We start from the raw sequence: 14736 nt of genomic DNA, 5'->3' as shown, positions 1-14736 counted from the left end.
GGCATGGCGGAAGCCCTCCTTTTTCGGGTTCGACGGATAGAGGTGTCGAACCCGGCCTCCGTGTGACCGAGACCCGGGGAGAAATCTCCGCCCGTCGCAGGAAGCGCGACCGCCCGCCAATCAGGTCGGTCAGCGGGCGGTTCCGGGAGCGGGCGGGGCGCGGTCGATCACACGCCGGCCACCGCCCTGTGCCGACCGGTGGCCTTCGAGGCGGCGTTCGGCCGAGCAGCGGGGGAGGCCAGGCCATGCAGCCGGGCCCGGTACAACAGGGCGATGGTCATGCCGTCGGTGATCTGGCCGTCGCGGACCATCCCTTCCGCCTCCTCGAACGTCACGGTGAGTGCCGTGCGGATGCCTTCGGAGGTGGCGAGTGCACCGACCGAAGCGATCAGCGCGGCGAAGAGGCGGACCTCGTCGCCCAGAGCGCCGGTGTCGGGGTGTATCCGGCCGAGGGCCAGCAACTCGGGGGCGTGCGCTCCGATCTCTTCTCCCAGTTCCTTGGCTGCGGTGTCGGCCGAGGCCAGGCCCGCTGCGCCGAACCCGCGGGGAGCTTCCAGATGCCAGGACCGGGTGGCGTGGCGGAAGTGCTCGACGAGTACGAGCTTCCCGTCGGGGAGTATCGGGAGGACGGCGGCGCCGGGCTGAGGGGAGGCGCTCATCGTGCGCAGGTAGGTGCCGGGCTTGCCGTCGGGGAAGGTCACGGCGTCGCAGAGCACGATCCGCCTGGTGTCCTGGTAGATGACGCCTCCGGCGCGGGCAACCGCGTCGGGGGAGGTCTCGATGTCGATTCCGCCGGGCGTGTTCTCGAACCATTCGGGCCGGGCGGCCCTGAGAGCGTCGTACTTGTTCATCGTCGGTGTCCCTTCGGGTGGAGGCGCTGGTGGCCGGGCGTACAGGTCCGCTCGCGGCCGGCGAGTGGTGGCGGGTGTCCGAACGAGGGCGGGTGCTGGAGGCCCTGGTGCGGGGTCGGCAGATAGAGGTGCCGGGCGGGGCCTTCGTGTGACAGCCGCTCATCGGGGCGGCAGGAGCGAGGCCATGAACTGGACCGTGGAGGCGAAGGCGTCGCCGGGCCGGGCGTGGACGTCCTCGCGGCCGTTCGCGGTCATGATCGCGCCGTGCAGCGCGTACTGGTGGGGATTCTGGCTGACCAGGGTCAGGCGGTTGCCGAAGAGCGCGACCACCTGGGCGATCCTGTCGATCCGCGACAGGCCGGTGAGGATGATCGGCATGTCGGGCGGCAGGTTCTCTGCCAGCCAGTAGAGACCAGGCAGCGCCCATGTGTCCCAATTCGAGTTCTCCCTGACGGTCTGCAGGTTGACGGCGATCGCCGGCGGCGGCGCGTCCTCGATCCAGGAGATGTAACGCTCCAGGTCCTCCAAGCGGAACCAGTAGATGTTCGGGACGGTGGGCACACCGGCCTCGGTGAGCTCCTGGGCGATCAGAAGGCACCGGCGCATGTTGAGCAGGTGTTCGGTCCGCGGCCAGTTGCCGTAGATCGAGTAGTTCGGGGCGAGCACCAGGTCCCAGCCCTGGGCGGCGATCTCTTCGACCAGGCCGTCCCGCTTGCGGTATGTCCAGAGCGCTTCGACCAGCGGGTCCTCTCCGTAGCCGACGAGGACAGCCTTCTGGTCCTCGCGCAGGGCGAGGACCTCGCGGGCCTGCTTGCCGGCGAAGCGGGGGTAGATCGAGTGCGTGTCCGGGGAGAAGACCCGGCGCAGGCCAACTCCGTACGCGGGCCAGCGCAGGCTGGCGTCCAGCTGGGTGACGGCCGAGCCGTCGGTCATCGGGATGAAGGCCGGAAGCTCGGGCAGGGTGCCGTCGATGGTGATGTCGTCGAAGGTGAGCGTTCCGCCCACATCGCCCATCCACTGCGCGATGTCCGTGCGTGATCCGCAGCGGATCGGGCAGCCACCGCACGCACCGGCGGGCGAGCCGGCCTCGGTTTGGGAGCAGCCACAGTACGAGCAGTCCGAGTTGCTGCCCGAGCAGAGCGGCTCGACGGTTGCCGGGCCGCCCCGGCCGTCCGGGCCGGCCCAGAACGCGCAGGAACGGCAGTCGCAGCCGCGGCCGGGCAGGGGCAGCGGCTGGCCGACCCGGGGCATCTGAAGGGAAACGGTGGTCATGCGGCGGTCTCGCTCTCTTGGATCGGGGTGGGGTTAGCCGCGTTGGCCAGGTGCTGCTCGAGCTCACGGAGGGCCAGGCGTAGTGATCCGCGGTCGTACCGGGGGACTTCACGTCCCGCACGGACCTCGGCAAGCAGGCCGCGGAGTCCGTCGAGGGCGCTGCGGACCACCTGGGAGTCCGCGGCAGGAGCTGGCGGGGGAACCGGTGGCGTGTCCTGCGCGGGGGGAGCGGGAACGGCGGCGACGGGTGGACGCTCGACCTGGCCGGGCTCCGTGGCCTCCTGGCTTTCCGGCTGGCCCTCGTCCGCTGTGTCAGTCTCCGCGTCAGCGGGGCTGAGCGGCTCCGGGACCCGGGTGAGCGCGCGGCGGCGGCCGGCGTTGGCCCGCTCCAGGCGTTCCTCCGCGGCCTCGATCACTTCCTCGGGCTCGAGCTCCGGTGCCGTCAGGCCGATGTCGACGGCACTGGGCAGCAAGTGCAGTCGGCTGCTGCCCTTCAGCGCCGCCCAGATGTCCGCCGCCGCGGCCTCGCGCCCGCGGCGCAGCGCCGCGAACTTGATCCTGGTGTTGAGACGGACGGCCTCCTCGTCCATCTCCTCAGTCAGTTCCCGGGGCAACTCTCGGAAAGCGCGCACGAGTTCGGTGGCCTTGCGCTCGGTGAGCTGGAGGCCGAGGCGGCTGAGGACCTCGGTCCAGGGTGCCGCGCAGCTCTGGTCCGTGCCACGGATCTTCTCCAGGGCCTTGAAGCGCTCGACGCTGTCGGTGATGGCGTAGACGTTGCCCGGGACAGGCTTGCCGGCCCGCAGCAGCTTCCCGACCAGCACGGCGCACCGCTGGTACATCAGGGCAGCGGCCTGCTCGCCCGGGCGCAGCGGCTCGCGGGCGAAATTTTCCACAAACCTCCACATATGCCGCTCTTCATCGCTGAGCGGGCCCGGGCACACGACGGCGGCCAGCGCCGCGAAGTGCGGGTTGTCCGGCAGGTTCTGGGCACCCCAGCGCATGGCCCGCAGGCGGCGCTCGCCGGTGACCAAGCGGATGGTCGGGGCGCGGCCGACGACGGTGATCTCCTCCGCGAGGACCGGTTCGAGCATGCCCACGACCGACATCGACGAGATGAGGTCGGACAGCTCCTCCGGGGCGGTCACGTCGCCGGGCTTGCGCCCCTGGGGTTCGGTGAACGGGCTGCCCGGTCCGCGCATCGGCAGCATCTCGAAGCGGCGCTGCCTCAGCTTGGCGCTGCGGTGCAGGATCTCGGTCAGCTGGATCATGCTGCCGCCCTCGGGCGGAGCGTCTTCCACCGTGGCGATGGTCATGAGCTGGTTTCCTTCGTGCGGTGGCCGGCGCGGCCGTGCGGGCCGCGACGGCTCACTGAGCGGTCTTGAGGTACAGGTCGGTCAGCGGAGGCCGCTGCTCGGGGGTGCCGCGCAGGAGCGGCGTGAAGATCGGCTCGAATGGGCCGTGCTCCTGCAAGAGCTGCAGCGTGGTCACGCCGATCGACAGCCGGCCGGCCAGACGCGAGAGCCGCGGATCCGCCCGGGTCAGGGTGTAGAGGTCTTCGGTCCGCGCGGCGAGCCGGGAGGCGAGCGTGGGTGAGGGTCTACCGTCCAGGACCACCAGGAGCCGGGGAAAGACGGGGTAGGTGTACTGCCACGCCGGCCTGGTCGAAGCCGCCGACCGGCGGGCCCGGTCGGGGTGCTGCGGCACGTACTCGTGCATCCGGCCATACGCCGCGATCTTGGCCGCCAGCCGGGCGGCCGTCATCGTGGCCCGGTCCAGCTCCAGGAACAGCGTCATCATCGCCCGCTGCCCCCGGCGCACATGTACGTAGCTCAACACGGCGTCGCTGATGACGTGGTCGTCCTCGAAGCGGCGCTGCCCGTCCCGGATCCGGTGGGCGACCTCCGGTGTCCAGTCCAGCGGGCCGCACTCATGCCCCAGCCGGGCCGCGTGCCGCGCAAAGGCGATGCCCGTCTCGTTGACCGCCAGGGTGTGCAACTGCCGGGCACCGGCGACCGCCTCCGGCGTGATCCGGTAGGGCCGCGGGTGGAGCTCCCCGCCGTCCTCCACGGACTGCGCGCCCTCCTCGGTCAGAAACCACAAGTACGGCGGCTTGGTCGGACGCCGCGTCTTGCGCTCCCCCTGCCCGGCCGCCTGGGGCTGGTGACTGGCCCAGATGCGCTGGACCAGGCCGGCCGCCAGGAGGCCGCGCAGCTGACGGCGCAGGTAGGTGGCGCTCGCCGCCGGCAGCAGCAGCCGCTGCAGCTGATCGGTGGACATCACCCGGTGCTGGTACAGCACATGGAGCACCCGGGTGCCGACGGAGTGGAAGCTCGCGCGCTGCTCCGCGCCCGGAGCAGGAGCATCGGTGATCATGGTCATACGACCACCGAGCCGCCGGCCGGTCCGTCGTCCTCGTCGTACGGCGGCTCCTCCTCGTCGTACGGCGGTTCCTCGTCATGGGAGCCGCTGATCACGGTGCCCGGGTCCTTGCTGATCCGAACCCGTCCACCCTCCGGCGTCTCCTCGGCCTGGGCAGGGGTCCCGTTGTCGGCGACGCCCTCCTGGTCGCGGGGCATCTCGTCGTCATCGTCCGGCTGCACCTCGATCGAGGCGAGCGCACGCTTGATGCGGTTGTCGAGCCTGCGGAGGTCGTCGAGGATGTCCCGGACCGGGCGCCGGTGCAGGTTCTGGTCGACGGACGCCGACAGCTTCGGCAGATCGTCGGGACGGTGGTAGTCCTCGTACAGCTCCTCGACGCTGGCGCCCCGCACCCGGAACGGGTCGGTGCGGCCGTCGGCGAGGGTCACCGACATCACGTAGTTGTACGGCCGCAGCGAGGTGATGGTGTCCGGGTCGACCTTCTTGCCCCAGCGGCGGGTCACCAGCAGCGCCTCGTCGATATCACTGGCGGTCGTGGAGAGCACCGACAGGTTCTGGAGCAACCCTTGCCTGGTCGTCGGGGTCAGACGCTGCGCCATCTGCGTCATCGCCAGCAACTTGACCCGGAACTTCCTCAACTGCTCCGCGATCGCTGCCAACGTGCCCTTCGAGGCGCCGTCGACGGCGGTCAATTCGTCGATGAAGCAGTAGAAGTCCTTCCGATCAGCCACGGGTATGTCCCGGCGGGAAAGGCCGGCCCGGAACAGGTCGTAGATCAACAAGCACGACACGATCCTGTCCGTGTCGCCCGTACCGGACGGGCAGATGAAGACCACCTTGCCCTCGTCCATGGCGGTACGGATGTCGTACGTGGACAGCGACGAACCGAGGAACGCCTTCACGGCGTTGCTGCTGTCGAGGCGCTCGATGATGTTGGTAACGACCGGCGTCGCCTCGCCCGGGTACTTCTTGTAGGTCTTCTCCCAGAAGTCCCTCAGGTTCTTCGACAGGTAGGGGACGACCGTATCCCGCCACTCCTCGTCCGTGAGGATCGTGCGGATCTGGAAGATCGTGGGTGCGAGTTCGGGCTTGCCGGCCTTCGCGAGCAGCAGGGACAGCTCCACGAGCGACTCGACAGACCGCGTGAGGATCGTCTTGGCACGGCCTGCCGAGTCGCTCCAGTTCAGCGCGCTGGAGAAGCCGGTGACCACGTACTGGACGATGTCGGGGATGTCCTCCTCTTTTCGGTTCTGCATCGACAGCGGGTTCCAGGACGCGACCATGGCGTTCATGTCGGGCGAGGTCAGGTCGATCTCCCAGATCCGCGGCGCGAGTTCGCGGTGCGCGAGGTACGGTCGAGCCCGCTGCCAGCCGTCCCCATGCGGATCCAGGAACAAAATGCCGTGCCCGTTGTGGGCCAACGCGATGGCCTGGACGAGGCTCATCTCCGTCTTGCCGTAACCGGCTTTGCCGAGGAACAGCGCGAAGAGCAGGTAGCGCAGCGGGATGCCGGCCAGGCGCTCTCCGCCGCCGGGCCGGGAGACCCAGCCGAGCGGCAGCAGGTCGGGCTGGCCGGTCCACGTGGGCAATCCCGGGTGGGGCGGCGGGACCACACCGCCGGAGCGCATCACGTTCGCCGCCGAGTTGTGCTTGGTCGGCGGCTTCAGCAGTCCGGCGATCTCCTCACCGGTCACCCAACCGTGTCGGCGCGGGGCGAAGAGCCCCGTCTCGAAGCGCCGGTCGAAGTGCTGACGGTAGAACACCGAGTCGGCGCGCAGCCGGGTAAGGCCGAGGTTCAGACCGACGGGCCGCAGGTAGTTGTCGCCCGCCCAGCCCTCCAGAGCCGCGAGGAGCTGGTCCAGCAGCAGGCGCGGCCGGTGTGGGTCGGTGGAGCAGGCGCGCAGGAGCAGCTGAAGGTCGAAGACCGGGTCGACGCCCGGGTGGAACTTGCCCATCGCGGCCTTCATGTCGGTCGCGTTGAGCATGCGCTGCGCCCGGGGGCGGCTGCCCGCGGAAGGACGCTGGGCTTGGGCGCCGCGCATCTCGGCGGCGATCTCCGAGCCGATCGAAGACAGCCGGTCGAGGCTGAAGCCGGAGCCGCCCCCGCCCTGGCGCGGCATGCCGGGGATGGACGGCATGTCGTTCGGCGAGCGCCGCGCGGCGGCCAGGAGCCGGCTGCGTCGGCGGGCGACTTTGCCCGCGGCGACGGGGACCAGGTCCAGGACGAGGTCGGCTCGCTCCTGGAGGGAGGCTCGGACATCGGCGACCGCGGCGGCCAGGGCCTCGAGCGGATCGGGCTTCAAGGGGACGTCCCGCAGGGCGAGGTGGTCCGGCAGCGCCAGGGCCAGTTCGGCGCGCGCGACGTGGAGTCGGCGCTCGGCGGCTGGCGGGGTGTTCTTCGACAGGCTCACGGGCGCATCGGACGACTTACTCATGGTTGTTTCCTTCGTGCGGGCGGTCAGGCCGCGGTGGCCGAGGCGCCGCTGCCGTCGTTGTGGACTCCGAGCCGGATCTTCGGGCGCTCGGGCTTGCTCTCCTGGCCGGTGACCGCGCGCAGCTCGCACTGGGCGTAGCCCTGGTGGCGAAGCACCGTCGTGGCGCGGGCGGGTCCTTCGACGCGAAGGGTCAGTGGGCCGCCAGCGGACATCAGCCGCACGCGCATCGCGGTGCCGCGGGCCGGCAACGCCCAGCGGGACGTGCTGCGCTGGGCCCGCGCGATCTGCTTCGCGAAGCGGAGAACGTCTTCCAGCACCGGGTCGAAGCCGTTGGTGGGGAGCACCTCGAACGCGGTGCGGTCCCTCAGCGTCGACCGGCTCATCAGCCGCTGCGTCGTACTGACGGCGATGGCGAAGAGGAGGGCGCAGGAGGCGACCCACCACAGGTTGCCCACTGCCCAGTCCTGGGCCCGCTGGGCGAGTTCGGGCAGGTTGCTGACGCCGGAGATGAGCTCGTCGATCACATCGTTGGTCGTCATCGGCGGACGGCCTTGCTGTTGAGCGGGGCGGCGTTCGGGCGCTCGGGCATGTGATGGCTCCAGGTGGCATCGGTCGGAGTTCGGCGGATGCACATAGAGGTGCCAAAGTGCCCAGGGGTGTGACAGGCCAGGCCGAGTTCTTCCAGGCCGCTCCTCGATGGCGGGCCGCACTGGGGGTGGCCCGGCACCGGGGCTATCCGATGTGGCGCATCTCGACGATCGTGTTCATGGCGCCGGCGGATCCGGTCCACTGGGACAGGGGCGTGAGCCGTACAGCAGCACCGGTGTGCGGCGCCTCGATGACCTGGCTGTTGCCGATGTACATCCCGACGTGGCCGGGCGCGGAGGCGGTGCCATCCGATCCGGGCGTGAACACCAGGTCGCCCGGCGCCAGCTGGGACACGTCGCTGACGTGCGTACCGGACTTGACCTGGTCGAAGGTGACGCGGGGGAGGTTGACGCCTGCTGACGCCCACGCGTACTGCATGAGGCTGGAGCAGTCACAGCCGTTGTTGCGGGCCTGGTCGAAGGGCGGCTTGCAGTCCCCACCGAACTGGTACATCGTGCCGAGCGCCGTCTTGGCGGTGGCGATCGCCTGCGCGGCGCCGCCGGAGCCGGAGGGCAGGGGAACGTTCCCGCTGTTGTCGATAGCGGCCCACTGCGCCGCCAGGTCGCGGATCTTCTTGACGTAGTCGCGGGTCTCGGTGATGGGCGGGATGCCGCCGGCCTTCTGGACGGCGTACGGGCCGGCGTTGTAGGCGGCGAGCATGTTGTCGGTGCTGTCGCCGGCGACGCCCTTCACCTGGTCGGCGAGGTAGCAGTCGTAGGCGATCGCCGCAGGGATAGCGTCCTGGGCGTTCCAGACGTCCTTGACTCCGTCACCGTTGCCGTCGACGCCCTGGGTGGCCCAGGTGTCGGGGGTGAACTGGGCGATCCCGTCGGCGATGGGGTTGCCATTCCGGTCCTTGGACTGGGCGCTGGGGTCGAAGCTGCTCTCGCTGTCGAGTTGGGCGGCGATCAGGGAGGGGGTCACCTGGGCGCAGCCGTACTTGCCGATGTTGTTGAGGATGATCGTCCTGTACTCGGCGGGCACGGGCGCGTTGTCCGCGATGCCGCCGCCGAAGCCGACGTTCTCCAGACCGCCGCTGGTGTTGTCGTTGCCCACCGCCATCGCGACCGCGATCACCGCGGCGATGACGATGGTGATCAAGAGGCCGCCCAGGCTGGTCAGGGCGAACATGACCTTTTTCATCTGTGCCCCCTGCTCACGCGTCGGGCAGCGCGGTGACCAGCCAGGCGCCGGCCTGGTTGCGCTGGAGCTTGAGGGCGACCTGCTCGTCCGTGCCGCTGGGCTTGTCGGCCGCAGGGGTGACGGTCAGCCTGTACTGCACCCGCACCCAGGCCGTGTCGGCCGTCGGAGCGGGGGCGCCGTCGGGAACGGAGATCCGGGAGATCTCCGCTGCTACAAGCGCCTCGGCCTGGGTCCACTGCTGCCACTGGCGTGCGCTGCCCGCAGAGGTGGTCGTCAACTGCTCGGCCAAGTCCTTGCTGACGTAGGCGCTGGCGCGGCGAGCGGCGTCGTCGTAGGAGCCGTCCTTCCCCGGCCTGGCGTCGTGCCCGGTCCAGGCGACGACGAACCGACGGGCGGCGACGGCGACGTCCTCCGGCACCGGAGCGGCGCTCGGGGCATCGTCGCTGGCCGGAGTCGGCGAGGGGCTGGTGCTGGAGGAAGGCGTCGCCGCCGGGCGGCTTGGGGTGCTGCCCGAAGGCTCGGTGCTGCTCCCGGCCCGGGTCGTGGCCGCCGACGGAGCCGAGTCCGACCTTGGAGTGGATGACGGCTCGTGGGTCAGCAGCGCGATGCCGACGCAGGCGAGAAGGGCTGACGCCGCGAGCAGGGCCACAGTGCCCGCAGTGCGGGGGCGTCGCTGGCGATCGGTGTGCGGCATGGCGGTACCCCGTTCGGTGGTTCGAAGTGGTTGCGCGACGACGGCGCGAGAAGGGGAGCGGGGCTGGTGGGGCCTGCGGCGCGGGCCCCACCAGCGGGATCAGGACTTCGGGCGTGGCGGTCCGGCCGGCCGGGTGGCGCGGCGGATGCGGCGCGGCGTCCCTGCGCTGGAGCTCGGGGCCGCCGGCGTGCTGCCGGTGCTCGGGCCAGCCGCCTTGGGCGCTGGCGCCGACGCCTTCGGCGGGTGGGGCAGAGCCGGAACCGAAGCCGGCCCGCCTGCGGACGTGCCCTTCGGCGGAGCCGCCGGCGTGCTCTTCGAAGCCGCCTTGGGCGCGGCCTTCGGAGACGATCCGCCCGGGCGCGGAGCCGGTCCGGGCACACGGGGAGCGGTGGCCGCGACCCTGGTCCCCACCGGCGCCGACGGCTTAGGCGGTGCCGTCGGCTGCGCCATCCCGAGCTGGACGTTCGCGCCGTGGCGTCCCACGAACCGGCCGGCCGTGGCGACGTTGCGCACGTACTCGTCCTTGAACGCCTTGGCCTCGCCGAACTTCTTGTCCACCCGGGCGGCCGTCCGGTCCTTGGCGGCGGTGAGCTGGCCCTTGACCTGGTCGGCGCGGGCCTTGGCGGTCGCTGTGCCCCGCTTGGTCGCAGCGACTCCCCGCGGAATGCCGACCGGTGCGCCGACGGTGGCCAGGGCGGTGAACTTGGTGGCCTTCCACCCGTACTTGCCGGCCGCGGCCGCCACCTTGCCGGTGGCCATGGTGGCTCGGCCGCCCCTGGTCTGGGACAGTTTGTTCGCGGCGGCCGTGGCCAGGCGCTTCTTCAAGGTCTGCTTCGCCACGTTCTGGGCTGCGATCTTCGCCGCCGTCGCGGTGCCGCCCGTGCCGACCGCAGTCGCGACGTTGGTGGCCAGCCGCGCGGCCGCGCGAACCCGCCCGCCCTTCTTCCCGGCCTGCGGCGGACCGGTCCAGAGCTGCTTGGCGGTGCGGCCGACCTTGCTGAGCGGCGTGGTGACCTTCCGCGCTTCGCCGCGAGCCTCACCCCAGACCTGCTTCAGGCCGGGGGCGGTCTCCGCGTACCGGCCGGGGGTGTTGAAGACGCTCTGCCGCGAGCCGCCGACGCGCGCGTTGGCCAGGCGGCGGTTGAGGTTGACGGAGATCTGCCGGGCGGTCTCCTTGATCTTCTTGTGCCCGGCGAGCCCGGCGATCGCGGTGATGTCGATGGCGATGAACTTGACCGCCAGGATGGAGCCGGTGTCGGCACGGACGAGCGCGATGATGATCAGGATGAAGATCGCCAAGAAGAGGATCGACAGGACCACGGCCAGCACGGCCTTGGTGATCGCCGACACCCAGCGCCACAGAACGGCACGGCCGCCGCCAGGCAGGATCCCGGCGCACAGCGCCCAGTGGCCGCGGATGCCCTCGAAGGCAATCCAACCCTGCGCGGTGAGGAAGCCGCCGGTGACCAGGACCACCAGGACCGAGACGATGATCGCGGCCAGCGCCACGAACGCGGCCGAGAACGTGAGGTCGGCGGACGCCTTCTTCGCCTGGATCTTGGTGTTCTGGCCCTGGCACGCCTTGGTGAACTGGTCACCGGCGTTGAGGAGTTGGTCGCTGTATGACGCGCCGCCTGGATTCGCCCGGGTGGCCTCCCAGAAGTTGAGCCCCTTCTGCGACCAGTTGTACTCAACGAGCTTGGCCTGGGCGAACGCCTCGGCGCACTTCCCGTCGAAAACCTGCCCGTAGAGCATCAGCTGGGTCGGCTTGACGATGAACGCGTCGACGAGCGCGTCCGTAATGGGCTTGCTGACGGTGGCGGTCTGGGCCTGGGTGCCGCTGGGGTCGTCGGAGAGGACCAGGCTGGAGATCTGCAGGGACAGGTCCTTCGCCTGTCCCAGCAGCCCCTGCTGGGACAGCAACATCGTCGACCCGCCGGGGCTGGGCTGGTCCTGGGTCCCGAGCAGCACCTGGGCCGGCGAGAGCAGCACCGTGGTGGCGATCGCGGCCACGACCAAGGAGGCGCCTGCCTCGGCGAAGCCCCGCGACTTCTGCTTGAACATGATGTGCCAGCCCGCATAGACGCCCGCGAACGTCAGGAACAACCCGGGCAGACCCAACCGGTTGATGACCTGGTCGCGGATCGTCGTAGCGATGTGGTCGACCGGGCCGACGAGGATCTTGGCCAGGCCGAAGTCGAGCGCCCACTTGATCAGCCAACACGCGAACCCGATGAACCACTTGGCGACGCCGAAGAACAGCTGCGCCAAAATGTTCCAAATTTTCAAGTCGACGTCGGTCCAGTCGCCGGTGTCCGCGCTCACTGTGTAGGCGGAGATCGGTACGCCGTACTGGTCCTTGACGTTGAAGGGCTGCAGGAGGCCGTCCGAGGCGTCCGTCGGCGACTTGCTCAGGTCGTCGACGGGCTTGCCGTCCGGCGGTGCCGGGGACAGGCCCGGCCGCGGCTCGGTGATCGGGTTCGTCGGCGTCGGGTTGGGCGCCGGCGTCGGCTTGGGCGACGGGGTGGAGCCCGGCGCGGAGGGGGCGGGGCCCGGCGACGGCGTCGGGACAGGGTCAGCCCAGGCCAGGGCGGCGAACAGCGCGAGGAAGACCGCGATCGGGATCGCCAGGAGCCAGACCCGGCGGCGGCCGGCCTGCGGACGGCGCACGGTTGCGCGGCGCCCCCTCATGCCAGGCTCTTCTCAAGCACCGGCACCGCGTCCAGCTCGTCGACGTCGGCGTCCTTGCCACCAGGGGTGGTGTGGATCGCGTCGGCCGCGCGTTCATCCGCCGGGATCAACACCTTCATGCCACCGATCCGCTTGCGCAGGTCGCGGTACAGGCACTCGCCGGCCCGCAGCAGCCGCTCGGTGTCGGAGACGTTGATCGGGCTCAGGTTCTCCGTGATGACCTTGAGCATCTGCGGGTCGGCCGGGTCAAGGTCCAGGAACTCCAGGCACCGGCTCGCCAGGGTCTTGCCGCGGTGGCGGAAGACGAAGATGTGGGACAGCAGCGACCTGATCTTGTCGCCGATCTCGTTCCGCGGTCCGATGTCGTACGGGTCGTGGCTGCCGGCGAAGACGCCCGCGAAGTGCTTGCGACCGTCCGCGATGATCTCCAGCAGGAGGTTGGAGCCCTCCGCGCTCGAGGTCAGCCACCAGCACTCGTCCAGGAACACCCCGCAGAACTCAGCCGGGTTGGAGAACGCGATCTCCCTGCACAGGGCCGTGATCAGGTACATCAGGCGCCAGCCGAAGAGCTTTTCGATCTCCAGGCTGCCGAGGCGGTGCTCGGCCAGCTCCTCCTTCGTCGGCAGGCCGATGCGGTCGACCGCGAACACGATGCTGTCGGCGTTGGTGATCTGGACGACCGGCAGCGTCGGGTCGAAGATCACCTTCCCCAGGTCCTTCTTGGCCAGCGCGCGCAGGGTGCGCACCAGCTCCGAAGCGGAGGCGCGCACCGCAGCGTCGTTCGGCTCGTCCGGGTCCGGGGTCTTGGCGCGGAGGGCGAGCGTGTCGACCAGGGCACTCATGCTCGGGTTCGGCGCAAGGCGGGTCGCCTCGATGGCCTCGGCCAACGTGACGCCCTCGACGCTCATGGAACCGATGCCCAGAAGAGGGGTCAGGAAGGACTCGCAGTACCGCGCGGCCCGCGGCCCGCGGAAGACCCGCAAGGGGTCCAGGGATATGCCGGCCATCTCGTCGACCCGGATGATTTGCGTGGTGCCCGGGCACGCGGCGGCGAACCGGCTCCACTCCTGCTGCGGGGTGCGGTCGATGACCAGTGCCCGGCCCCGGCTGCCCGCGGTCCCCTCGCGGTGGCCGGTGGCCAGGATCGAGTGCATCGCCGTCTTCATGGCGACGCTCTTGCCGGAGCCGAGCTCGCCGACGAACGCTGCGGACGCCGAGGCGTTGACCTTCGGGCCGTGGCTGAAGTCGACCAGGACCGGCCTGACGCCGCCGCCGTTGAGCTGAAGGCCATACAGGCTGCCGGTGTCATCGCCGAGCGCGGCCCCGCAGAAGGGGAGCGCCATCGCGAAGTCTCTGGCGAGGAGGTACTGGGTGTAGTCCATGACGGGCTTGGGCGTGGGGACGCCGGGGAGCATCGCGTGGAAGAGCGCGGCCTGGTCGCCGACCGGCCTCACCAGGGTGTAGTCGTTGCCGCCGAAGTGGGCGGCCAGGCTGCTCGCCTTCTCGTTGGCCTCGTCCGCGTCGGCGCCCCACACGCACGTCATGACGGTCGCCCGGATCTCGACCTCGGTCGAGGAGGAGGTCAGGCGGTCGCGGTACTCGTCCAGCTGGAACGACGCCTTGTCCAGGGAGGCCGGGACGCCCGCGGTCTCGCCCTCGTACTCGCCGCGCTGGTGGGCGAGTTCGCGCTGCTGCCGGCGCGAGCGTGGCTCGGCCTTGGAGCCGGCTTCGATGTGCAGGCGGACCGCCCAGTCCACGGGGAACCCGAAGTCGTCGAGGGCGCTGAGGTATTCGCTGCCGGGGAAGACGAAGCTCTCGGGCATCTCGGACAGGACGCAGAACGCCTGGTAGGAGTCGCCGTGCTCGGTCGACGACTTCAGGTAGCGGCGGCGGAAGGGGTTGACCGGCGCCTTGGACCCGCTGTCGCTGCGCGCCCCCTCGTCCAGGATCACCTGGGTGTGCGCCGTGACCGTGTGGCCGCGGCCGCGCAGGGAGCGGGCGGCGCCCTCCTCGGGCAGGAGCGGCTCGCTGACGCCGCGGCGGGCGCTGTGTCCGTATATCCAGAGGATCTCGGCCTCGGTGGCCGGCCTCATCTTGATGCCGGTGGGCCAGGAGGCGGCCATCCGCCGGGCATCGGCGAATCGTTTCTTCTCCTCGGCGATGCTCACTGGCGGTACCGGCATGCCGAGCGTGGAGAGCAGCTCCCCCTGGGCGGAGGCGAGCACGGCCTTCGCCGACTCCTTGAAGTCGGAGGTCGGCAGCGGTACGGCGATGAAGTCCACCCGGCCCGTCAGCTCCCAGTCTTCCAGCTGGTCGAGGACCTTCAGGGACAGGTCGATGTACTCGGGCGACTTGTCGAGATCCACCCCGGAGGTCATGCGGGTGACCACCGACGCCGCGTCCACCTGCGGGCACAGCGACAGCAGCAGGGCCTCGCCGCGCAGGGACTTGAAGAGCGCTTCGAGTGCGTCCAGCCGCTCCCTCTTCGTGGCCCTCGACGCGTGGGTGTAGTTCTCGGAGTCCACCTTCCACACGCCCCACACGGCGGCGTTCTTGGTCCAAAGGAGGTGGCCGCTGATGTGCCGGACGGGGAGGCGCATGAGATTCCTGCTTTCGGTGCGAA

The 14736-nt window shown here is 70.4% G+C and carries 11 protein-coding genes; 1 reads left to right on the top strand and 10 read right to left on the bottom strand.

The genetic code is table 11. The features are described 5' to 3' along the window. Positions 1-167 precede the first annotated feature (167 nt). Positions 168-851: an NUDIX hydrolase gene (locus tag ACFYNO_RS39205; RefSeq protein ID WP_388023015.1), complete on the bottom strand. Its 684-nt coding sequence runs from the start codon at positions 849-851 to the stop codon at positions 168-170. Between the two features lie 29 nt (positions 852-880). Here ACFYNO_RS39205 and ACFYNO_RS39200 point away from each other — a divergent pair, with 29 nt between their 5' ends. Continuing rightward, the gene (locus ACFYNO_RS39200; RefSeq protein ID WP_388023012.1) at positions 881-1003 is read left to right on the top strand and encodes a hypothetical protein; all 123 of its coding nucleotides are present in this window, start codon (positions 881-883) and stop codon (positions 1001-1003) included. Between the two features lie 7 nt (positions 1004-1010). Here the strand turns inward: ACFYNO_RS39200 and ACFYNO_RS39195 are convergent, their stop codons facing one another. The 9 genes from ACFYNO_RS39195 to ACFYNO_RS39155 form a co-directional block, all read right to left on the bottom strand. Continuing rightward, positions 1011-1865, bottom strand: a complete 855-nt coding sequence (locus ACFYNO_RS39195) for a hypothetical protein (RefSeq protein WP_388023010.1) — start codon at positions 1863-1865, stop codon at positions 1011-1013. A gap of 254 nt (positions 1866-2119) precedes the next feature. Then, positions 2120-3436: a ParB N-terminal domain-containing protein gene (locus tag ACFYNO_RS39190; RefSeq protein ID WP_388023007.1), complete on the bottom strand. Its 1317-nt coding sequence runs from the start codon at positions 3434-3436 to the stop codon at positions 2120-2122. 52 nt (positions 3437-3488) lie between these two features. Beyond that, positions 3489-4502: a replication-relaxation family protein gene (locus ACFYNO_RS39185; protein ID WP_388023005.1), complete on the bottom strand. Its 1014-nt coding sequence runs from the start codon at positions 4500-4502 to the stop codon at positions 3489-3491. Continuing rightward, positions 4499-6937: an ATP/GTP-binding protein gene (locus tag ACFYNO_RS39180; RefSeq protein WP_388023002.1), complete on the bottom strand. Its 2439-nt coding sequence runs from the start codon at positions 6935-6937 to the stop codon at positions 4499-4501. Before ACFYNO_RS39180 ends, ACFYNO_RS39185 begins: the two co-directional genes overlap by 4 nt. Positions 6938-6960: 23 nt before the next feature. Next, positions 6961-7476 carry a hypothetical protein gene (locus tag ACFYNO_RS39175; protein WP_388023000.1) on the bottom strand — a complete coding sequence of 172 codons (516 nt, stop codon included), beginning with the start codon at positions 7474-7476 and terminating at the stop codon, positions 6961-6963. Positions 7477-7669: 193 nt separating this feature from the next. Continuing rightward, positions 7670-8728: an NlpC/P60 family protein gene (locus ACFYNO_RS39170; protein WP_388022997.1), complete on the bottom strand. Its 1059-nt coding sequence runs from the start codon at positions 8726-8728 to the stop codon at positions 7670-7672. A 13-nt stretch (positions 8729-8741) separates the two neighbouring features. Continuing rightward, positions 8742-9146, bottom strand: a complete 405-nt coding sequence (locus ACFYNO_RS39165; protein WP_388022994.1) for a hypothetical protein — start codon at positions 9144-9146, stop codon at positions 8742-8744. Between the two features lie 375 nt (positions 9147-9521). Then, entirely contained in the window at positions 9522-11747 is a 2226-nt protein-coding gene (locus ACFYNO_RS39160) for a hypothetical protein (protein ID WP_388022993.1), read from the bottom strand. A 362-nt stretch (positions 11748-12109) separates the two neighbouring features. After that, positions 12110-14713: an ATP-binding protein gene (locus ACFYNO_RS39155; RefSeq protein ID WP_388022991.1), complete on the bottom strand. Its 2604-nt coding sequence runs from the start codon at positions 14711-14713 to the stop codon at positions 12110-12112. Positions 14714-14736: the final 23 nt, after the last annotated feature.

The sequence above is a fragment of the Kitasatospora sp. NPDC006697 genome, from assembly GCF_042869935.1.
GTDB lineage: Bacteria > Actinomycetota > Actinomycetes > Streptomycetales > Streptomycetaceae > Kitasatospora.
This window is presented reverse-complemented; position numbering and strand designations above follow the sequence as displayed.